Origin of the sequence: Streptomyces aidingensis, from assembly GCF_900112355.1 — a bacterium.
In the GTDB taxonomy this organism is placed as follows: Bacteria; Actinomycetota; Actinomycetes; order Streptomycetales; family Streptomycetaceae; genus Streptomyces; species Streptomyces aidingensis.
Genome location: NZ_FOLM01000003.1, coordinates 29978 through 49634, shown reverse-complemented (window position 1 = coordinate 49634; position 19657 = coordinate 29978). Strand labels below are relative to the sequence as shown.

Genomic DNA, 19657 nt, shown 5'->3' with positions numbered 1-19657 from the left:
CCGGGTGGCGGCTCACCGGTCGGTCACCGCTGTCGCCTCGGAGAGGGCCTGGGCGAAGGCCAGAGTCTGGCGGACGGTCTCGGGGCCGTCGCCGGCCTCACTGATGCGCAGGGAGATGTCCTCGGCGGTGGTGGAGCCGGTGTAGCCGTGGTCGGCGTCGCAGTTGGGGTCGCCGCAGCTCGCGGGTTCCAGGTCGATGCGGGAGAGGGTGCCCCAGCCGATGGTGAGCACCACCTCGTGCGGCGGGGTACCGGGGGTGTACGCCTCGGGATCGGCGACCACCCGGCGGAGCATCACCGACGAGATCCGGGAGAGCTTGACGGACTCGGTGGAGCTCGCCGCGTAGGGAGCGGGCGAGGAGCTGTCCGCGGGCTGTTCGTCGGTGTGGCTGGCGATGAACCGGGTGGGGGTCAGCACCAGGACCGTCACATGGCGGCGGACCTCGTTGTTGTCGAAGGTCGTCTCCTGCTGCACCAGGTAGGACACCACCGCCTCGCGGCCCACGGCCGTCTCCACCGCCTCGGCGACGAGTGCCGGGTAGTAGCCGCTGCGCTCGATGGCCGCGCGCAGGCCCTGGGTCGTGGTACCGGTCTTCGCCATGGGCTCCATCCTAAGGGCTGGGGTGCCCCCTCAGGTCGGCCTCCTCAGGGCCCGCACACCTCTTCGAACCGGCCTCCGCGCCCCTGCGCACGGGCGGGCGGCCGGGGGTCCGGGCCCGGGCGCGGGGCCCGGTTTCAGTAGACGGGCAGCCGGCGAGGACCGAGGTCGGCGCGGGGCGGCGGCGGGGCGGCCCGGACGGCGGCACCGAGCACATGCGCCCCCCGCGGGGCGACCACCACGGGCTCCAGCTCCACGGCGGCGATCCCGGGGTGCTCGTCCACCAGCCGGCCGAGCCGCAGCAGCACCTCTTCCAGGGCGGCGGTGTCCACCGGCTGGGCGCCGCGCCAGCCGAACAGCATCGGCGCCGCGCGGATCGCCCGGACCAGCTCGTGCGCGGCCCGGTCGGTGACCGGGAGAAGCTGGTGGGCGAGGTCGCCGAGGAGCTCGGAGGCGGGGCCGGCCAGCCCGAAGGACAGCACGGCGCCGATCGCCGGATCGACCGTCGCCCGGACGACGGTGTCCACCCCGCGCGGGGCCATCGGCTGCACCACCGGACACAGCTCGCCGGCCGGCCCGAGCTGGGCGGTGAGCTCCTCGTAGGCGCGGCGGAGCTCGGACCTGGTGGCCAGGCCGAGCCGGATGCCGCCGAGATCCGGGCGGTGCCGCAGACGGGGCGCGGTGGTCTTCAGGGCCACCGGGTAGCCGAGGCGGGCGGCGGCGGCCACCGCGGCGGCGGCGTCCGGCGCCGGGAGGGCGGGCAGCACCCTGATTCCGTAGGCGGCCAGCAGCTGCCCGGCCGCCTCCTCGGCCAGCGGCACACCGCCGGCCGGGCCGGCGGTGCCCTCCGGCCCGGGGCCGGCCGGGGGGCGCGGGGCGGTGGGGAACCGGCCCGGGCCCGGCCGGGCGGCCAGCGCGCGGTCCAGGACGACCGCGGCGGCGGCCGGGTCGATGTCCTCGTACTCCGGCACCCGGCCGGGGTCGTTGGCGGTGCGGTGCCAGGCGGCGTAGCGCACCGCGTGGGCCAGCGCGCGCACCGCCCGCTCGGCGGACGGGTAGGCGGGGATGGAGCGGGCGGCGAGCGCGGCGGCCAGCCCGGCGATGGCGAGATGGGCGACCAGCACCGGCTTGGCCAGGCCCGCCCGCTGCCCGGCCTCGCCGGCCGCCCGGTGCAGTTCCTCGGTGAGGCGGCGGCCGAAGGAGGGGTCCGACCAGGCCGGGCCGGCGCTCCCGCCGCTGCCTTCGCCGCCGTCGCCCCTGCCTTCGCCGGCCGCACCGTCCTGGTCGCCGACCATGGGGATGGCGGTGATCAGCACCGCGTCCGTGCCGGGGTCGGCCAGGGCGGCGGCCAGCGCCCGGCGGTACGCCTCCGGTCCGGCGTCCTCGGCCAGCTTCTGCATGGGCAGCGGTCGCAGCCGCTGGGCGCGGCAGGCGTCGTGCGCGACCGTGCCGAGCGACTCGGCGTTGCCCACGATGGCGACCCGGCGTCCGCGCGGCAGCGGCTGGTTGGCCAGCAGCAGTCCGGTGTCGGTGAGTTCGGTGGCGGTGCCCGCCTCGATCACCCCGGCCTGCCGGAGCAGCGCGGAGACCGTGGCGGCCGGGGTGCGGCCGGCCGGGACGGCGTGGCCGGGCGGCAGCGCGCCGCCGCTGTGCCGGCCGCCGCGGACCACCACCACCGGCCGCCCGGCCGCCGCCGAACGCCGGGCCAGCCGGGTGAACTTGCGCGGATTGCCCAGCGACTCCAGATACATCAGGGCGACCGCGGTGTCCGGGTCGTCGTGCCAGTACTGGAGCAGATCGTTGCCGGAGACATCGGCCCGGTTGCCCGCGGAGACGAAGGTGGACAGTCCGGCGCCGGAGCGCTCCAGCTCGTCCAGCACGCCGAGGCCGATCGCCGCGGACTGGGTGAACAGCCCGATCCGGCCGCGCCGGGCCAGCCGCGGGGCGGGGCTGGCGTTGAGCCGCACCGCGGGATCGGTGTTGATGATCCCGAAGGCGTTGGGGCCGATGATGCGCATCCCGTAGGAGCGGGCGGCCAGCACCAGTTCGCGCTGCTCCTCGCGGGTGTGCCCGGAGGCCAGCACCACCAGGCCCTGGACGCCCCGCTCGCCGCATTCGGCGGCCACCCCGGCGACCCGGGCGGCGGGCACCGCCACCACCGCGAGGTCGACCCGCTCCGGGAGCTCGCGCACACTGCGGCGGGCCGGGACGCCGCCGAGCTCGCTCTGTCCCTCGGGCAGCGCGCTGTTGACCGCCCAGACCGGCCCGGTGAAGCCGCCGCGCAGCAGCCCGGCGAGGACCGTGCGGCCGGCCCCGCCGGGGCGGCGGCCGGCCCCGATCACCGCCACCGAGCGCGGGGTGAGCAGCCGCTGGACCGACCGGGCCTCGGCGCGCTGCTCGCGGGCGCGCATCACGGCGACCGAGGCGTCGGTGGGCGCCAGATCGAGGCTGAGGTGCACCGAGCCGTCCGCGAAGCGGCGGTGCTGCGAGTAGCCGACGTCCGTGAAGACCTTGATCATCTTGCGGTTGTCGGGCAGGACGTCGGCGGCGAACCGGCGGATGCCGCGCTCCCGGGCGCAGGCCGCGATGTGCTCCAGCAGCACCGAGCCCAGCCCTCGTCCCTGGTGGTCGTCGCGGACCAGGAAGGCGACCTCGGCGCGGTCGGCGGGGGCGGAGGCGGGCATGCCCTTCTCGTCGATCCGGTCGTAGCGGACGGTGGCCAGGAACTCGTCCCCCAGCACGGCCGCCAGGCCGACCCGGTCCACCTGGTCGTGGTGGGTGAAGCGGTGCACATCCCGTGCGGAGAGCCGGGGGTAGGGGGCGAAGAACCGGTAGTACTTGGCCTCGTCGGAGACCCGGGCGAAGAAGGCGACCAGCCGGTCGGCGTCCTCGGGGGTGATGGGCCGGATGTGGGCCGTGCCGCCGTCGCGCAGCACCACATCGGCCTCCCAGTGGTCCGGGTAGGACGGCTGCGGCTCCGGCGGCTTCCCCGTGGGCTCCTCGGGCGCGGACATGGCTTCAGGGTACGGCCGCCCGCCGGCACCGCAGGGGCTGCCGCCTCCGGCGGCCGGCGCCCGGCGGGCGGTCTTGGCGGGCGGCGGGCCCGACCGGCAGGGTGGGGGCATGCGGCCGCCGGGCTCCCGGGGGCTATGGTCTGGACAAGTCGATAGGTCCGGCCGGGGCCGAGGGGTCCGGGCCGGGCCGCACCCACGCTCCGAGCCGAAGGGCAACAACCATGGTTGAGCGCCGTGTCACGGTCGGCTGGCCGGAAGGGCTGCATGCCCGGCCCGCCTCCATCTTCGTCCGGGCCGCCACCGCGGCGGGGGTACCGGTGACCGTCGCCAGGGGCGACGGCCGGCCGGTGAACGCGGCGTCCATGCTGGCCGTACTCAGCCTGGGCGCGGAGAGCGGCGAGGAGATCGTGCTGGCGTCGCCGGACGAGAGCGCCGAGGCCGTGCTGGACCGGCTGGCCCGGCTGGTCGCCGAGGGCCTGGAGGAACTCCCCGAGACCGTCTGACCCCGGCGGCCCGGCCGCCGGGCGGGCCCGGCCGGCGCCGCGTGGTGCGAGACGTGATGCAAGGCGTGGTGCGAGGCGTGGTGCGACGGACACGGCGGTCATGCGGAAAGAGCGGCGGGCGAGGTGCCCCGGTGGATTACCGGCGCCTCGCCCGCAGCCTTTCTGCACATTTCCCGCACGCCGATTCCGCGCACCATGAATTTCATGGCAGCAGAATTCACAGCGCCGAATTCCGGGCGGAGCGCCGCACCGAATTCACGCTGCTTGTCCAGCAGGTGTATACGACCGCCGTTAAATCTGGCCGCGTGCCATGTTTACGGCAGGTTTCGGAGTCCTCACGGTGATCGGCCGGTGCTGCCGCCGCACCGGGGCGGTGCGCTCGATCTGGGCAGCCGCCAGGGACCGCGCCCGCTCCGCGTCCCCCCGGGCGATCGCGTCCACCAGGGCACCGCGCTCCTGCCACACGGCCGCCGCCCGGGACACCGGTTCCCCCGCGTACAGCCAGGTCATCTTCCGGCGGATCTGCACCAGCAGCGTGGTCAGCGCGGGCGAGCAGGTGGCCTGCGCGATGGTCTCGTGGAACCAGTCCCCGAGCGAGCGCAGATCGGCCTCCTGTCCCTGGCCCGCGCGCTGCCGCCCCAGGCGGACCAGGCCGCGCAGCACCTTCAGATGGGCCTCGGTGCGGCGCTGCGCGGCGCGCGCCGCGCCCAGCGGCTCCAGCAGGGCCCGGATGTCCAGCAGGTCGGCGGTCTCCTGCTCGCCGGGCTGGGCCACGCACGCCCCGGCATGCCGCCGGGAGACCACGAACCCCTCGGACTCCAGTGTCCGCAGCGCCTCGCGCACCGGTACCCGTGACACCCCGTACCGCTGGGCGAGCTGCTCCTCGGCGAGCCGCGAGCCGGGCGGCAGCACCCCGTTGACGATGTCATCACGAATCGCCGTGCATACCGTGTGCGCGGAGATACGCATAAACCACTCCCACTGTCGCCGGCATCGGCCGCATCGCTTTACCGCCGGGTCAATGGAACTCTATGGCAAAAGCGCCGGAATGCCGATAGCGGCCCTGCGGAAGCGACACCTTTCAGCCGCGAACGATCAAGACCGGACGCAAAAGCGCGGCCCGGGAGACCGTTGCTTGACGGTTCCCGGGCCGCGCGGAACCCTGCGCGCCCTGCGGGCGCGGGGGCGCGAGCCGCCCGCCCGCGGCCCGGCGCCGGGCGCCGGGCCGCGGGCGGGCGGTGCCTCAGGTGCCGGGAAGCACCGTCACCTCGCCGATGCCGGCCTCCTTCACCGGGCCCAGGATCTGCCCGGCGTCCCCGACCAGCACGGTCACCAGCCGGTCCGGCGGGAAGGCCCGCACCGCCGCCTCGGAGGCCGCGGCCGTGCCGGTCCCGGCCAGCCGGGCGTAGAGCCGACCCTGGAAGTCGTCCGGCAGTTCCTGCTCCACCTGGTCGGCCAGGGCGTCGGCGACCGCCGAGGCGGTCTCGAAGCGCAGCGGGGCGACCCCGACCAGGTTCTGCACGGCCACGTCCCGCTCCTGGTCGGTCAGGCCCTCCTCGGCCAGGGTGCGCAGCACCCGCCACAGGTCGGCCACGGCCGGACCGGTGACATCGGTGGCCACCGAGCCGGAGATGGCCAGCAGCGCGGCGCCGCTGCCCCGGGCGTCCGAGCGCAGCACATGTGCCTGGGCCCGGATGCCGTAGGTGTAGCCCTTCTCCTCGCGCAGCACCCGGTCCAGCCGGGAGGTGAGGGTGCCGCCCAGGCAGTAGACGCCCAGCACCTGGGCGGGCCACACCGGGTGGTGGCGGTCCGGACCGAGGCGGGCGATCAGCATCTGGGTCTGCACCGAGCCGGGCCGGTCCACGATCACCACCCGGCCGGTGTCGTCGCCGGTGACCGGGGCCATCGGCTCGGGCGGCCGGACCGCGCCGGTCCAGGTGCCCAGGGTCCGGGCCAGCGCCCCGTCCAGATCGGTCCCGGTGAGGTCGCCGACCACCACGGCGGTGGCGGTGCCCGGGCCGGCATGCGCCTGGTAGAAGGCCCGTACGGCGGCGGCGTCGATCCGGGCCACGCTCTCCTCGGTGCCCTGCCGGGGGCGGGACATCCGGGAGGCGGCCGGGAAGAGCTGGGCGTAGAGCGCCATGGCGGCCCGCCGGGGCGGGCTGGCCAGCTCGTGCTGGATCTCGTCCAGCCGGTTGGCGACCAGCCGTTCGATCTCCGGCTCGGGGAAGGCGGGGGCGCGCAGGGCGTCCGCCAGCAGGCCCAGCGCCGGGGTGAGCCGGGAGGCCGGGACCTCCAGGGAGACCCGCACCCCCGGGTGGTCGGCGGCGGCGTCCAGGGTGGCGCCGCAGCGTTCCAGTTCGGCGGCGAACTCCTCGGCGGTGTGCCGGTCGGTGCCCTCGCTCAGGCCGCGGGCCATGATCGTGGCCACGCCCTCCAGTCCGTCCGGCTCGGCGGCCAGCGGGCTGGCCAGGCTGAGCTCGACCGCGATCACCCGCTGGCCGGGGCGGTGGCAGCGCAGCACGGTGAGGCCGTTGGGCAGTGCCCCGCGTTCCGGGGCGGGAAAGGCCCAGGGGCGGGGCGGGCCGCTCTCCGGACGGGGGTGCAGGGTCATGGCCGGCATGCCGCCGCTGCCGGGCGCGCCGGCGGGGGCGCCTGCGGGGGCGCCTGCGGGGGTGTTGGACTCGCTCACTGCCGCTCCTCCTCGGGTGCCGCGGTGGCGGCGTCGACGGCCGGTCCGGCGGCCTGGCGGACCTCCGAGCCGGTGGGTGACTCGCCCCCGCCCTCGCTGCGTCCTGGCTCCTCCGGGCCCTCGCCGACCTCGGCGGCATCGGTCCCGGGCGCGATGTCGGGGTCGGCGGGCACGTCCGGGACGGGCGGGCCGGCCGGGCCCCCGGTCTCCTCGGCCTCGGCCTCGGGCGGCTCGCCGGTGGGCTCGTAGACCAGTACCCCGCGGTTGCGCGGATGCAGCAGGTCGGCGGCGACCCGGCGCACCTCCTCCGCGGTCACCCGGAGCACCCGGTCGACCGCGGTCAGGGCGAGCGCCGGATCGCCGAACTGCACGGCGTAGCGGCAGAACTCGTCGGCCCGGCCGTGCACGGTGGCCAGCCGGTCCAGCCACTCCCGCTCCAGCTGGGCCTGGGCGCGCTCCATCTCCTCCGGGGTGGGGCCCTCGGCGGCGAACCGGGCCAGTTCCTCGTCCACCGCCCGCTCGATCACGGCGATCTCCGCCTCTCCCGAGGCCTTGACGTCCAGCCAGCCCAGGGAGGGGGCGCCGGAGAGCCGCAGCATGCCGAAGCCGGCCACCACGGCGGTGCGGTCCCGGCGCACCAGGCGGTTGTACAGCCGGGAGGACTCACCGCCGCCCAGCACGGTCAGGGCCACGTCGGCGGCGTCCGCGGCACGGGTGCCGTCCTGCGGCAGCCGGTAGGCGGCCATCAGGGCACGGGAGGGCACGGCCTCCTCGATCACCCGGCGCAGCTCCTCGCCGATGGTCTCCGGCAGGGAGCCGTCCCGGGGCTCGGGCTTGGCCCGGTAGGGCGGGATGGAGCCGAAGTAGCGCTCGATCCAGGCCAGGGTCTGCTCCGGGTCGATGTCGCCGACCACGGAGAGCACGGCGTTGTCCGGGGCGTAATAGGTACGGAAGAACTGCCGGGCGTCCTCCAGGGAGGCGGCGTCCAGATCGGCCATGGAGCCGATGGGGGTGTGGTGGTAGGGGTGGCCCTCGGGGAAGACCAGGGCCACCATCCGTTCGAAAGCGGTGCCGTAGGGCACGTTGTCGTAGCGCTGGCGGCGCTCGTTCTTCACCACGTCCCGCTGGTTGTCCAGGGAGGCCAGGTCGAGCCGGGTCAGCAGGGTGCCCATCCGGTCGGCCTCCAGCCACAGGGCCAGTTCCAGTTCATGGGCGGGCATGGTTTCGTAATAGTTGGTGCGCTCGAAGCTGGTGGTGCCGTTGGGGGAACCGCCGGCCGCCTGGATCATCTCGAAGTGGCCGTTGCCGGGCACCTGGTACGAGCCCTGGAACATCAAGTGCTCGAAGAGATGGGCCAGCCCGGTGCGGCCGGGCACCTCGTGTCGGGAACCGACGTCGTACCAGAGGCAGACGGCGGCGACCGGGGTCTGATGGTCCTCCGAGAGCACCACGCGCAGGCCGTTGGCCAGCCGGTGCTCGGTCACCGTCAGCCGGCCGGAGGCCTCCTGCGGGGTGGCCGTGTGGCCCATAGGTTGCAGATCCCTTCGTTCGATTCGCGGAACTGACATCAGGTCTCGGTCACATCTCGGGTGAGTGGTGTCACCCTATGCGGGCGGGCGGCCCGGCGCGCGGTGCGCGCGGCAGCCGGACACCGGGCGCCCGGGCCCCGGAACGGCCCGCGGGAAGTGCCGCGGCACGGGCCCGGCCGGCTGCGGACGGGCTGCGGACGGGCTGCGGACGGGCTGCGGACGGGCTGTGGACGGGACTGTCGGCGGCACAGGCCACAATGGACCCGTCCTCTCCCGCCCCGATGCGAAGGAGCCTTGCCGCGATGGCCCGCCGCCGCACGCAGTCCCCGCCCCCCGACGACTACGAGGAGCGCATCCTCGACATCGATGTCGTGGACGAGATGCGGGGCTCCTTCCTGGAGTACGCCTACTCGGTCATCTACTCCCGGGCGCTGCCCGACGCCCGGGACGGCCTCAAGCCCGTGCACCGCCGCATCCTGTACCAGATGCACGAGATGGGGCTGCGCCCGGAGCGCGGCTATGTGAAGTGCGCCCGGGTGGTCGGCGAGGTGATGGGCAAGCTGCACCCGCACGGCGACAGCGCCATCTACGATGCGCTGGTGCGGATGGCGCAGCCGTTCTCCATGCGGCTGCCGCTGGTCGACGGCCACGGCAACTTCGGCTCGCTGGGGAACGACGACCCGCCCGCGGCCATGCGCTACACCGAATGCCGCGCCGCCCCGGCGGCCGGGCTGATGGTGGAGTCCATCGACGAGGACACGGTCGACTTCGGCCCCAACTACGACGGCAGCGAGCGGGAGCCGGCGGCCCTGCCGTCCGCCTACCCCAATCTGCTGGTGAACGGCGCCTCCGGGATCGCGGTCGGCATGGCCACCAACATGCCGCCGCACAATCTGGGCGAGGTGATCGCCGCGGCCCGGCATCTGATCCGCCATCCGAACGCCGACCTGTCCACCCTGATGCGGTATGTGCCCGGGCCGGATCTGCCCACCGGCGGCCAGATCGTCGGCCTGGAGGGCGTCCGGGACGCCTACGAGACCGGCCGCGGCACCTTCCGGATGCGCGCCACGGTGGCGGTGGAGCAGGTCACCGCGCGCCGCAAGGGCCTGATCGTGACGGAGCTGCCGTTCACCGTCGGCCCGGAGAAGGTGATCGGCAAGATCAAGGACCTGGTCAACTCCAAGAAGCTGCAGGGCATCGCGGACGTCAAGGACCTGACCGACCGGGCGCACGGCCTGCGGCTGGTGATCGAGGTCAAGAACGGCTTCAACCCCGAGGCCGTGCTCGCCCAGCTCTACCGGCTGACCCCGATGGAGGAGTCCTTCGGCATCAACAATGTGGCGCTGGTGGACGGCCAGCCGCTCACCCTGGGGCTGAAGGAGCTGCTGGAGGTCTATCTGGACCACCGCTTCGAGGTGGTGCGGCGGCGCAGCGAATTCCGGCGCGCCAGGCGGCGCGACCGGCTGCACCTGGTCGAGGGCCTGCTGGTGGCGCTGGCCGACATCGACGAGGTGATCCGGATCATCCGGGCCAGCGACGACGCCGCCCGCGCCAAGGAGGCGCTGATCGAGCGCTTCGGCCTGAGCGGGACCCAGACCCAGTACATCCTCGACACCCCGCTGCGGCGGCTGACCCGCTTCGACCGGATCGAGCTGGAGGCGGAGCGGGAGAAGCTGACCGCGGAGATCGAGCGGCTGACCGGGATCCTGGAGTCGGACAGCGAGCTGCGCAAGGTGGTCTCCTCGGAACTGACCGAGGTGGCCAGGAAGTTCTCCACTCCGCGGCGCACCCGGCTGGCCGACGGCGAGGAGGTCGAGCTGGCCGCGGTGCCCCTGGAGGTGGCCGACGACCCGTGCCGGGTGCTGCTCTCGGCCACCGGTCTGCTGGCCCGCACCGCCGACGGCGCCGGCTCCTTCGATCCGGCGGCCAAGCGCGCCAAGCACGATGTCGTCGTCTCGTCGGTGACGACCACCACCCGGAGCGAGATCGGCGCGGTGACGTCGGCCGGGCGGCTGCTGCGGGTGACGGTGGTGGATCTGCCGCAGCTGCCGCAGGGGACCACCTCACCGAGCCTGGCCGGCGGGGCACCGCTGTCGGAGTTCCTCACCCTGGAGGAGGACGAGCGGGTGGTCTGCCTCACCACGCTGGACGAGTCCTCGCCAGGGCTGGCGCTGGGCACCGAGCAGGGCGTGGTCAAACGGGTGGTGCCGGACTATCCGACGGGCAAGGACGAACTGCCGGTGATCGCGCTGAGGGAGGGCGACCGGATCGTCGGCGCGGCCGAGCTGCGCACCGGCGAGGAGGATCTGGTCTTCATCACCAGCGACGCCCAGCTGCTGCGCTATCCGGCCTCGCTGGTCCGGCCGCAGGGCCGGGCGGCCGGCGGCATGGCGGGCGTCAAGCTCGGTGCGGGGGCGCGGGTGATCTCGTTCACCGCCGTCGACCCGGCGGGCGACGCGGTGGTGTTCACGGTCGCCGGCTCCACCGGCACGCTGGACGCCTCGGGCACCGCCAAGCTGACCCCGTTCGACCAGTACCCGCGCAAGGGACGGGCCACCGGCGGGGTGCGCTGCCAGCGGTTCCTGAAGGGCGAGGACCATCTGGCCTTCGCCTGGGCGGGTCCGGCCCCGGCGCGCGCCGCCACCGCCTCGGGGGCGGCGGCTCCGCTGCCGGACCCGGACCCGCGCCGGGACGGCTCCGGAGTCCCGCTGAGCCGCAGGATCGCCCATATCGCCGGCCCGGTCCGGTAGCCGCCGTGCCGGCCCGGGCGCCCGGGCCGGCACGGCGGGGAGCGGGGTGATCCACGCCGGCGGCGACGGCGGCGTGCCGCACGCCGTGGACGCGCGCCCCGGCGGCAAGGACCGTCCCGCCGCAGGGAGCACCGGCCGCCGTTCCCGGACGGCTCACGGCTCCTCGGGGTGGATGGGGTAGTCCTCGTCCGGCTCCTCGGTCCCGTCGGGCTCCTCCGCCTCGTCCGTCTCGTGCGTCTCGTCCGGCCCGTGCGGCCGGCCGGCTTCCCCGGCATCCCGCTCGGTGAAGCGCAGGACGCCGTACATGGCCTCCGGGCCGCGGTCATCGGGGCCGGGGCCGACACAGTCCAGCAACTGCTTGCGGACCCCCTCGGCGTCGATGCCGGCTCCGATCAGCACCAGCCGGGTGTCCGCGGGTTCCCCGGGCGGCCAGGGCTCCGCGGTGAACCGCAGGAAGCGGCCCACCGCGTGCAGACGGTACCGCTCCGCCGGGGACTGTGCGGCCGTCACCCCGAAGCGCACATGGCCCTTGATGCGGTACAGCCCCGCCGGACGGCTGTCCAGGAAGGCCATCAGGCGGCGCGGGCTGAGCGGGCCGGCGGCGGTGAAATCCACCCGCTGGTAGCCGGTGTGCGGATGCAGGGTCTCCTCGGCCCCGGCGCGCAGCAGGTCCTCGAAGGTCAGCTGCCGGAACGGGTGCCCGGCGGTGTCCGCCCGGAGGGCCTCGCGGTCGAAGAACAGCCCCGGATCGATCCGCCCGTGGTCCGCGGTCACCACCGGGGTGCCGCCGGCCAGTTCCCCGACGAGTTCCCGCAGCGCGGGCAGCCGCCCGGGCCCGATCCGGTCGGTCTTGTTCAGCACCACCAGATCGGCCACGGCCAGATGCCGGTCCAGCTCGGGGTGGCGCTCCCGGGTCCGCTCGAACTCGGCCGCGTCCACCACCTCCGCCAGCCCTCCGTAGCGGATCCGGGGCTGCCTGCTGGACAGCACCATGCGGACCAGGGTGCGGGGCTCGGCCAGGCCGCTGGCCTCGATCACGATCAGGTCGATGCCGGCCGCCGGATCGGCCAGCCGCTCCAGCACCCCGTCCAGGTCCTCGGTGTCCACCGCGCAGCACAGGCAGCCGTTGCCGAGCGACACCATGGCGTCCACCTGGCCGGCCAGGGCCATGGCATCCACTTCGATGGCGCCGAAGTCGTTGACCACCGCACCGATGCGCACCCCGTCGCGGTTGTGCAGCAGATGGTTCAGCAGGGTGGTCTTCCCGGCGCCGAGGAAGCCCGCGAGCACGATCACCGGAATCGGCTTCCCGGCCACGGATGTCCCCTCCTCGGGCAGGTCAGCGGCAGGTCCGTCCCAGGATAGGGGGCCGCCGCGGGCTCCGGGCGCGGGCGGGCCTCCGTTCCGCGGGGACACGCCGGCCCGGCGGGCGTACCGGGGCGTCCGGCGCGCACCCGGCCCGTCCGGGCGGCCGGGGCGCGCATCCCGGGTTACGCTCCCCATGCATGCTCCCTCACCACTGCCCCCGTACCGCCCCCGGCCCCGGGACCCGCCTGTGACCACCTGCTCCGCCGCCTCCAGGGCCGCCCGGGAGCCGCTCGCCGGGACCGCGGCCACCGCCCGCACCTGGCTGCTGATCGAGCAGCCGGGACCCTGGGGAGCCAAGGCCCTCACCGGGAGCCGGCTGGACCCGGCGCTGGGCCGCGATCTGGAACACGCGGCCGAGGGCACCGGGGTACGGGTCGCGCTGATCCGCCGCCCGGGGCGGCACGCCGACCCCGGCGGCCCGGTCCGCCGCCGGGTGTTCGCCGTGCACACCGCCCCCGGCCGCGGCTGGGTGCGCACCGCCGTGCTGGACGAGCCGGGGCCGCTGCGCGCCCTTGGCCTCGCCGCGCTGGGCGCCGGGCACCACGAGGGGCTGTGGCAGGAGCACCGCGGCGCCCCGCTGGTGCTGGTGTGCACCAACGGCAGGCGGGACCGCTGCTGCGCCCTGCTCGGCCGCCCGCTGGCCACCGAACTGGCCGGGGTGGCCGGTAGCGACGTCTGGGAGATCAGCCATCTCGGCGGCCACCGCTTCGCCCCCACCCTGCTGGTGCTGCCGCACGGCTACACCTACGGCCGGATGTCCGCCCCGGCGGTGAAGAACCTGCTGGCCGAGGCGCGCGGCGGCCGGATGGTCACCGAGGGCTGCCGCGGGCGCTCCACCTGGGACCGGTTCGGCCAGACCGCCGATCTGGCGCTGCGCGAGCTGCTCGGCGAGGCCGGTGCCGACGCCCTGGACGTCACCGGCGGCCGGCCGGTCCCCGGGGGCCGGCTGACCACCCTGCTGCACACCGACGGCCGCGCCTGGCGGGTGCTGGTCACCGAGCAGACCACCGGCCCGGCCCTGCCGGCGAGCTGCGGTGACGCCCCGCTCCCCCGGGCCCGGCTGCACGCCGCCGAGATCACGCCGCTCGCGCCGCGGTGACCCGCGCCCCGGCGCCCCGGGCGGTTCAGACGTCGATCCGGGCGCGGTCCAGGGTGGCCGCCGAGCTGGCGATGAACTCCCGGCGCGGCGCCACCTCGTTCCCCATCAGCAGGGAGAAGACCTGCTCCGCCGCCTCCAGATCGCCGATGGTGATCCGGCGCAGGGTGCGGTGGCGCGGGTCCATGGTGGTCTCGGCGAGCTGGTCGGCGTCCATCTCGCCCAGGCCCTTGTAGCGCTGGATGGACTCCTTGTAGCGGATGCCCCGCTGCTCCAGATCCAGCAGCCGTTCCCGGAGCTCGTTGTCCGAGTAGGTGTAGATGTACTTCTCCTGGCCCCTGCGCGGGCTGGAGAGCTCGATCCGGTGCAGCGGCGGCACCGCGGAGAAGACCCGGCCCTGCTCCACCATCGGGCGCATATAGCGCTGGAAGAGGGTGAGCAGCAGGCAGCGGATGTGCGCGCCGTCCACATCGGCGTCGGCCAGGAAGATGACCTTGCCGTAGCGGGCCTGGTCGATGTCGAAGGTACGGCCGGAACCCGCCCCTATCACCTGGATGATCGCACCGCACTCGGCGTTCTTGAGCATGTCCGAGACCGAGGACTTCTGGACGTTGAGGATCTTGCCGCGGATCGGCAGCAGCGCCTGGAACTCGGAGTTGCGGGCCAGCTTGGCGGTGCCCAGGGCACTGTCGCCCTCCACGATGAACAGCTCGGTGCGGTCCACGTCGTCGCTGCGGCAGTCGGCCAGCTTGGCGGGCAGGGAGGAGGACTCCAGGGCCGTCTTGCGGCGCTGCGCCTCCTTGTGCTGGCGGGCGGCGATCCGGGTGCGGGCCGCGGCCACCGCCTTCTCCAGCACCGCGCGGGACTGCGCCTTGGCGTCCCGCTTGGTGGAGGTCAGGAACTCCTTGAGTTCCCTGGCCACCACCTGGCCGACGATCCGGGCCGCGGCCGAGGTGCCCAGCACCTCCTTGGTCTGGCCCTCGAACTGCGGCTCGGCCAGCCGGACCGTGACCACGGCCGTCAGGCCCTCCAGGGCGTCGTCCTTGACGATGTCGTCCTCGGCGACGCGCAGCAGCTTGGCGGAGCGCAGCACCTCGTTGACGGTGCGGGTCAGGGCCCGCTCGAAGCCGGAGACATGGGTGCCGCCCTTGGGGGTGGCGATGATGTTGACGAAGGAGCGGACCGTGGTGTCGTAGCCGGTGCCCCAGCGCAGCGCCACATCCACCTGGAGGTCCCGCTTGACCTCGGTGGGGGTCATATGGCCGCGGGAGTCCAGCACCGGCACCGTCTCCTTGAAGGTGCCCTCGCCCCGCAGGCGCAGCACATCGCAGATCGGCTTGTCGGGGGCCAGGAACTCGCAGAACTCGCTGATGCCGCCGTCGTAGCGGAAGGTCTCCTCGCTGGGCGCGGCCTCGGTGCCGGCCCCGGCGTCCTCGCGCAGGCCGCCCTCGATGCCGCGCTCGTCGCGCACCACGATGGTCAGGCCGGGGACCAGGAAGGCGGTCTGCCGGGCCCGGGCGTGCAGCTCGGCCAGGGACAGCCGGGCGTCCTTGAGGAAGATCTTGCGGTCGGGCCAGAACCGGACCCGGGTGCCGGTGCGGGACTTGGGCACCTTCTTGATCCGGCGCAGGCCGGAGGAGTCGTCGAACGGGGCGTCCGGTCCGGTGTCGGCGAAGGAGCCCGGGGTGCCGCGGCGGAAGGCGATGGCGTGGGTGGCGCCGTCCCGGTCCACCTCGACATCGAGCCGGGCGGAGAGGGCGTTGACCACGGAGGCGCCGACGCCGTGCAGGCCGCCGGAGGCCGCGTAGGAGCCGCCGCCGAACTTGCCGCCCGCGTGCAGCTTGGTCATCACCACCTCGACGCCGGACAGGCCCGTCTTGGGCTCCACGTCGACCGGGATGCCACGGCCGTTGTCGCGCACGTCCACCGAGCCGTCGGCGTGCAGGATGACGTCGATGTGATCGCAGTGACCGCCCAGGGCCTCGTCCACGGAGTTGTCGATGATCTCCCAGAGGCAGTGCATCAGCCCGCGGCTGTCGGTGGAGCCGATGTACATGCCGGGTCGCTTGCGGACCGCCTCCAGCCCTTCGAGCACCAGAAGATGCCGGGCTGTGTAGTTGCTCCCGGTATCGGTTCCGGTGAGCAGGGCGGTGGACGGCACGGACGTATCGGCGGTCACGCAGTTCGCTCCTCGCTGAATTCCGAGCGTGGCTGGCGCATCGGTGGTGGGTTGCCGCTCAGAGGGTACCGAGGCCCTGTTGAGCGGTGTTGGAGGCATCCGGGAAGTGACCAGCCTACCGGAGCTTCGCTCAGGCGTTCGATAACTCGTTCAGGTGACACACACATCACGTTCCCTTCGAGGCATGAACCATTTAGGCTCCGGGCACGTCCTTCTCGACAGGGAAGGCCCCGGTACACATCCGGTAACCGGACGGTGACCAGCACCAGACGGACACCCTCGTTCACGGAGACAGACCGGAGACAGACAAGGCAGACCGGACCACCGCACGAGACGGATCCACCAGGCGATCCACCACCGACGCACCATTCGAGCACGAGCACCCGACGCAACACGGCTCATCCGCCGCCGGCCGGCCGCAGCCGACCCGCCCGGGAGGGGCCCTTCGGAAGCGGGCAGAGGAAAAAAGACCCTGCACGGGAACGTTTCCGGGCTGGTTGGATGTTGTCCCAGGTACGACAGCTCGTCGAGAGCCAGAGAAGAGGCGACGTGACTACTGTTCTGACCCCCGCGACCCCGCTGACGGCCGCTGACCGCTGCGACCGCTGCGGCGCTCAGGCCTACCTGCGCGTCGTGCTCCTCAGTGGCGGTGAGCTTCTGTTCTGCGCCCACCACGGGCGCAAGTTCGCGCCGGAGCTCAAGAAGATCGCTGCCGAGATAGTGGACGAGACCGAGAAGCTCAACGCGACCCCGGCCACGGCCACGGACGACGAACGCTGATCGGGATCATGCGGCGCTACGCGCTCAGCGAACATGCGCGCGGACGGCCGGGTGCCGCCGGGCGCCTCAGGCCACCGGGCGGTCACTCCTTCGAGGAGTGACCGCCCGCCGCCTTTCGCCCCTTTCCCGCACCCCGCCGGGCCCGCCCCACGGGCCGGACGCCGCATCGTCACCCATCGCATCGGTAGCGGCGGACCCGTCTCCGGCGGCGGCCGCCGCCTCCGCGGCCACCGGCCAGTCCAGCAGCTCGGCCGCGAGCGAGGCCCTGGTGTACACCCCGGGCCGGCCCGGCAGGCCGCACCCGGTGCCCCAGGAGACCAGCCCCACCAGCCGTCCCCGCGCGACCAGCGGGCCGCCGCTGTCGCCCTGGCAGGAATCGGCCCCGCCGGCGCGCCGCCCGGCGCACACCATGGCACCGGGCGTGAACCGCCCGTGGCCGGACTCGGCACTGTCCGCATAGGCGCGGGCACACTGCTCGTCGTCCAGCACGAACACATCGGCGGCCCGCAGCACATCCGGATAGCTGCCGTCGCCCCGGACATCGCCCCAGCCCAGCACCCGGGCCGGGGTGCCCGCCGCATAGGCGGGGTCGTCCCGGCCGGCCAGCGGGATCACATGGTCCCCGGGCAGCGGCTCGGCCAGCACCAGCAGACCGAGATCCCCGGAGTGGGTGCGCGGGTCGTACTCCGGATTGGTCCAGTACGCCTCCACGGCCACCTCACGGCCGCCGGTGTCCTTCAGGTCGGCGCGGCCGGCGATCACCCGCAGGTCCCCGGCGGGGCGCGGGATCAGGCAGTGCGCGGCCGTGAGCACCGTCCGGGCGCCGATCACCACGCCGCCGCAGAAGTGGCCGCCGCGCTCCTGTCCGTAGCGTTCGGGGCTGCTCAGGGCCACGGCCCACAGGTGTTCCTCGGCCCGGACCGGGTGGCCGCCCACGACCAGGTCGTCCGCGGCGGCGGGGCCGGGCAGACCGGCCACCGGCAGGGTCAGGGCGAGCGCTCCGAACAGCAGCCGGGACAGTCCGCGCATGCACACCTCCGGGCGCTGCGGTTGGTGGCAGGTTGTCCACCAGGGTGGCGCCGGGCCCGGGCGCCCGCATCCGGAGCACGCCCGCCCGGGCGGTGCCCGGGCGGGCCTTCGCACGACGAGGCGCCCCGGGGCACGGCCGCTGGTTCCGTGCCCCCGGGCGCCTCGTCACACCGCCGGTCCGCCCCCGCCGATCCGTCAGTCCAGGTAGTCGCGCAGCACCTGGGAGCGGGAGGGATGACGCAGCTTGGACATCGTCTTGGACTCGATCTGCCGGATGCGCTCCCGGGTCACGCCGTAGACCTTGCCGATCTCGTCCAGCGTCTTGGGCTGGCCGTCGGTGAGGCCGAAGCGCATGGAGACCACGCCCGCCTCGCGCTCGCTGAGCGTGTCCAGCACCGAATGGAGCTGTTCCTGCAACAGGGTGAAGCTCACCGCGTCGGCCGGCACCACGGCCTCGGAGTCCTCGATCAGGTCACCGAACTCGCTGTCGCCGTCCTCACCGAGCGGGGTGTGCAGCGAGATCGGCTCCCGGCCGTACTTCTGCACCTCGACGACCTTCTCCGGGGTCATGTCGAGTTCCTTGGCCAGCTCCTCCGGGGTGGGCTCGCGGCCCAGGTCCTGGAGCATCTGCCGCTGCACCCGGGCCAGCTTGTTGATCACCTCGACCATGTGCACCGGGATGCGGATGGTGCGCGCCTGGTCGGCCATGGCCCGGGTGATCGCCTGCCGGATCCACCAGGTGGCGTAGGTGGAGAACTTGTAGCCCTTGGTGTAGTCGAACTTCTCGACGGCACGGATCAGGCCGAGGTTGCCCTCCTGGATCAGGTCCAGGAAGAGCATGCCGCGGCCGGTGTAGCGCTTGGCCAGCGAGACCACCAGCCGGAGGTTGGCCTCCAGCAGGTGGTTCTTGGCACGGCGGCCGTCCTCGGCGATGATCTCCAGCTCGCGGCGGAGCTTGGGTGCCAGCTTCTCCGAGTTGGCCAGCTTGTCCTCGGCGAACAGACCGGCCTCGATGCGCTTGGCGAGCTCGACCTCCTGCTCGGCGTTGAGCAGCGGGACCTTGCCGATCTGCTTGAGGTAGTCCTTCACCGGGTCGGCGGTGGCGCCGGCCGCGGCGACCTGCTGGGCGGGGGCGTCGTCCTCGTCGTCGTCGGAGAGGATGAACGCCTCGGCCTCGGTCTTGGCCGCCGCCGCCTCGGCGGCGGCGGCGGAGGCCGGCTCGCCGCCCTTGCCGGCGCCCGGCTCCAGCGGCTCCTCCAGCAGTTCCTCCTCGCCGTCGAGGAACTCGTCGGCGACATCCTTCTTGGCCTTCGCCGGGTCCGCGGCGGAGGTCTTCCTGGCGGCGGTGGCGGCGTCCTTCTTGGCCGCGGTCTTCTTCGCCGGACCGGCCGCGGCCTTCTTGCCGGTGGTCGTCTTCTTGGCCGCGGCCTTCTTGGCCGGACCGGTCGCGGCCTTCTTGGCCGCCGTCTTCTTCACGGGTTTCGGAGCGCTCTCCGCGGCCACGGTCTCCGGCTCCGAGTCCTCCGCCGCTGCCGTCGCGGCGGCGCTGCTTCGGGCGGGAGCCGCGGCCTTGGCGGGCACCGTCCTGGTGGCCGTGCGCTTGGCGGTCGTCTTGGCGGGCACACTCCTGCGGGGGCGCTTAGGCGTCTCGGCGGCACTCACCATCAGCGTCACGCCTTCCTCGTCGAGGATCTGGTTGAGGCTGCGCAGTACGGACTTCCACTGAGTAGGAGGAATCTGGTCAGCCTCGAACGCCCGGCGGATGTCATCACCGGCGATCTGCCCTTCAGCCTTCCCCCGCTCGATGAGCGCCATCACCGAATCGGATTCAGCGATTTCTGCGGGGATCGTACGGGGAGTGCTGGCCGACACGAACAACCTCTCGGAACTCTGGGGACGGGAACGGGACCGCCCGCTGGAAGCGGAACCACGACCGGCGACGAGGCTCGGCACCGGTGTCGGCGAATCATGTCCGGCCCGGTGCCGCAAGGACACCGCGGAGCGCGGTCACGACTGCTGCCTCTTCTGTCATCGCGCTGCTTCCCGAAGTGTTACGCCGCATGAGCGTGTCCCGAGTCACACCGCACGTTCGAGGGTAACGGGCTCCGCACATACGTCGC

Annotated in this window: 13 protein-coding genes; 4 read left to right on the top strand and 9 right to left on the bottom strand. The window is 73.8% G+C overall.

Translation table 11 applies throughout. The features are described from left to right. Window positions 1–12 precede the first annotated feature (12 nt). Together BM242_RS07420 and BM242_RS07415 are read right to left on the bottom strand one after the other, a co-directional pair. A complete protein-coding gene (locus BM242_RS07420) occupies window positions 13–600 on the bottom strand; it encodes a DUF5998 family protein (RefSeq protein ID WP_093838241.1) in 588 nt (195 codons plus the stop codon). A 134-nt stretch (window positions 601–734) separates the two neighbouring features. Beyond that, a complete protein-coding gene (locus tag BM242_RS07415) occupies window positions 735–3611 on the bottom strand; it encodes a bifunctional acetate--CoA ligase family protein/GNAT family N-acetyltransferase (protein ID WP_093837899.1) in 2877 nt (958 codons plus the stop codon). A 221-nt stretch (window positions 3612–3832) separates the two neighbouring features. Here BM242_RS07415 and BM242_RS07410 point away from each other — a divergent pair, with 221 nt between their 5' ends. Further along, window positions 3833–4114, top strand: a complete 282-nt coding sequence (locus BM242_RS07410; RefSeq protein ID WP_093837898.1) for an HPr family phosphocarrier protein — start codon at window positions 3833–3835, stop codon at window positions 4112–4114. 291 nt (window positions 4115–4405) lie between these two features. Here the strand turns inward: BM242_RS07410 and BM242_RS07405 are convergent, their stop codons facing one another. From BM242_RS07405 to BM242_RS07395, 3 genes are all read right to left on the bottom strand, one after another. After that, window positions 4406–5083, bottom strand: coding sequence for a GntR family transcriptional regulator (locus BM242_RS07405; RefSeq protein ID WP_093837897.1), 678 nt, complete (start codon window positions 5081–5083; stop codon window positions 4406–4408). A gap of 274 nt (window positions 5084–5357) precedes the next feature. Then, window positions 5358–6737: a M16 family metallopeptidase gene (locus BM242_RS07400; RefSeq protein ID WP_093838240.1), complete on the bottom strand. Its 1380-nt coding sequence runs from the start codon at window positions 6735–6737 to the stop codon at window positions 5358–5360. Window positions 6738–6802: 65 nt separating this feature from the next. After that, the gene (locus BM242_RS07395; protein ID WP_245833896.1) at window positions 6803–8335 is read right to left on the bottom strand and encodes a M16 family metallopeptidase; all 1533 of its coding nucleotides are present in this window, start codon (window positions 8333–8335) and stop codon (window positions 6803–6805) included. A 302-nt stretch (window positions 8336–8637) separates the two neighbouring features. On the opposite strand from BM242_RS07395, the gene BM242_RS07390 reads away from it, so the two are divergent. Next, window positions 8638–11085 (top strand): DNA gyrase/topoisomerase IV subunit A, encoded by a 2448-nt coding sequence (locus tag BM242_RS07390; RefSeq protein WP_093837896.1) that lies wholly within the window; start codon window positions 8638–8640, stop codon window positions 11083–11085. A gap of 153 nt (window positions 11086–11238) precedes the next feature. On the opposite strand, the gene BM242_RS07385 is transcribed toward BM242_RS07390, so the two are convergent. Further along, a complete protein-coding gene (locus BM242_RS07385) occupies window positions 11239–12402 on the bottom strand; it encodes a CobW family GTP-binding protein (RefSeq protein WP_245833895.1) in 1164 nt (387 codons plus the stop codon). Between the two features lie 238 nt (window positions 12403–12640). On the opposite strand from BM242_RS07385, the gene BM242_RS07380 reads away from it, so the two are divergent. Next, entirely contained in the window at window positions 12641–13552 is a 912-nt protein-coding gene (locus tag BM242_RS07380) for a ferredoxin family protein (RefSeq protein ID WP_093837894.1), read from the top strand. Window positions 13553–13577: 25 nt separating this feature from the next. On the opposite strand, the gene BM242_RS07375 is transcribed toward BM242_RS07380, so the two are convergent. Then, the gene (locus tag BM242_RS07375; protein WP_093837893.1) at window positions 13578–15728 is read right to left on the bottom strand and encodes a DNA gyrase/topoisomerase IV subunit B; all 2151 of its coding nucleotides are present in this window, start codon (window positions 15726–15728) and stop codon (window positions 13578–13580) included. Window positions 15729–16277: 549 nt separating this feature from the next. Between BM242_RS07375 and BM242_RS07370 the strand changes: the two genes are divergently transcribed. Further along, window positions 16278–16508 (top strand): DUF7455 domain-containing protein, encoded by a 231-nt coding sequence (locus BM242_RS07370; RefSeq protein ID WP_093838239.1) that lies wholly within the window; start codon window positions 16278–16280, stop codon window positions 16506–16508. 66 nt (window positions 16509–16574) lie between these two features. On the opposite strand, the gene BM242_RS07365 is transcribed toward BM242_RS07370, so the two are convergent. Together BM242_RS07365 and BM242_RS07360 are read right to left on the bottom strand one after the other, a co-directional pair. Beyond that, window positions 16575–17537, bottom strand: a complete 963-nt coding sequence (locus BM242_RS07365) for a serine protease (protein WP_093837892.1) — start codon at window positions 17535–17537, stop codon at window positions 16575–16577. Between the two features lie 195 nt (window positions 17538–17732). Further along, window positions 17733–19409, bottom strand: a complete 1677-nt coding sequence (locus BM242_RS07360; RefSeq protein WP_281254671.1) for an RNA polymerase sigma factor — start codon at window positions 19407–19409, stop codon at window positions 17733–17735. Window positions 19410–19657: the final 248 nt, after the last annotated feature.

Excerpts from the sequence above, each read along its gene's own strand:
- BM242_RS07395 (WP_245833896.1), bottom strand. The coding sequence starts at position 8,335 with ATGGGCCACACGGCCACCCCGCAGGAGGCCTCCGGCCGGCTGACGGTG.
- BM242_RS07405 (WP_093837897.1), bottom strand. The coding sequence starts at position 5,083 with ATGCGTATCTCCGCGCACACGGTATGCACGGCGATTCGTGATGACATC.
- BM242_RS07390 (WP_093837896.1), top strand. The coding sequence starts at position 8,638 with ATGGCCCGCCGCCGCACGCAGTCCCCGCCCCCCGACGACTACGAGGAG.
- BM242_RS07365 (WP_093837892.1), bottom strand. The coding sequence starts at position 17,537 with ATGCGCGGACTGTCCCGGCTGCTGTTCGGAGCGCTCGCCCTGACCCTG.
- BM242_RS07410 (WP_093837898.1), top strand. The coding sequence starts at position 3,833 with ATGGTTGAGCGCCGTGTCACGGTCGGCTGGCCGGAAGGGCTGCATGCC.
- BM242_RS07420 (WP_093838241.1), bottom strand. The coding sequence starts at position 600 with ATGGCGAAGACCGGTACCACGACCCAGGGCCTGCGCGCGGCCATCGAG.
- BM242_RS07400 (WP_093838240.1), bottom strand. The coding sequence starts at position 6,737 with ATGCCGGCCATGACCCTGCACCCCCGTCCGGAGAGCGGCCCGCCCCGC.
- BM242_RS07415 (WP_093837899.1), bottom strand. The coding sequence starts at position 3,611 with ATGTCCGCGCCCGAGGAGCCCACGGGGAAGCCGCCGGAGCCGCAGCCG.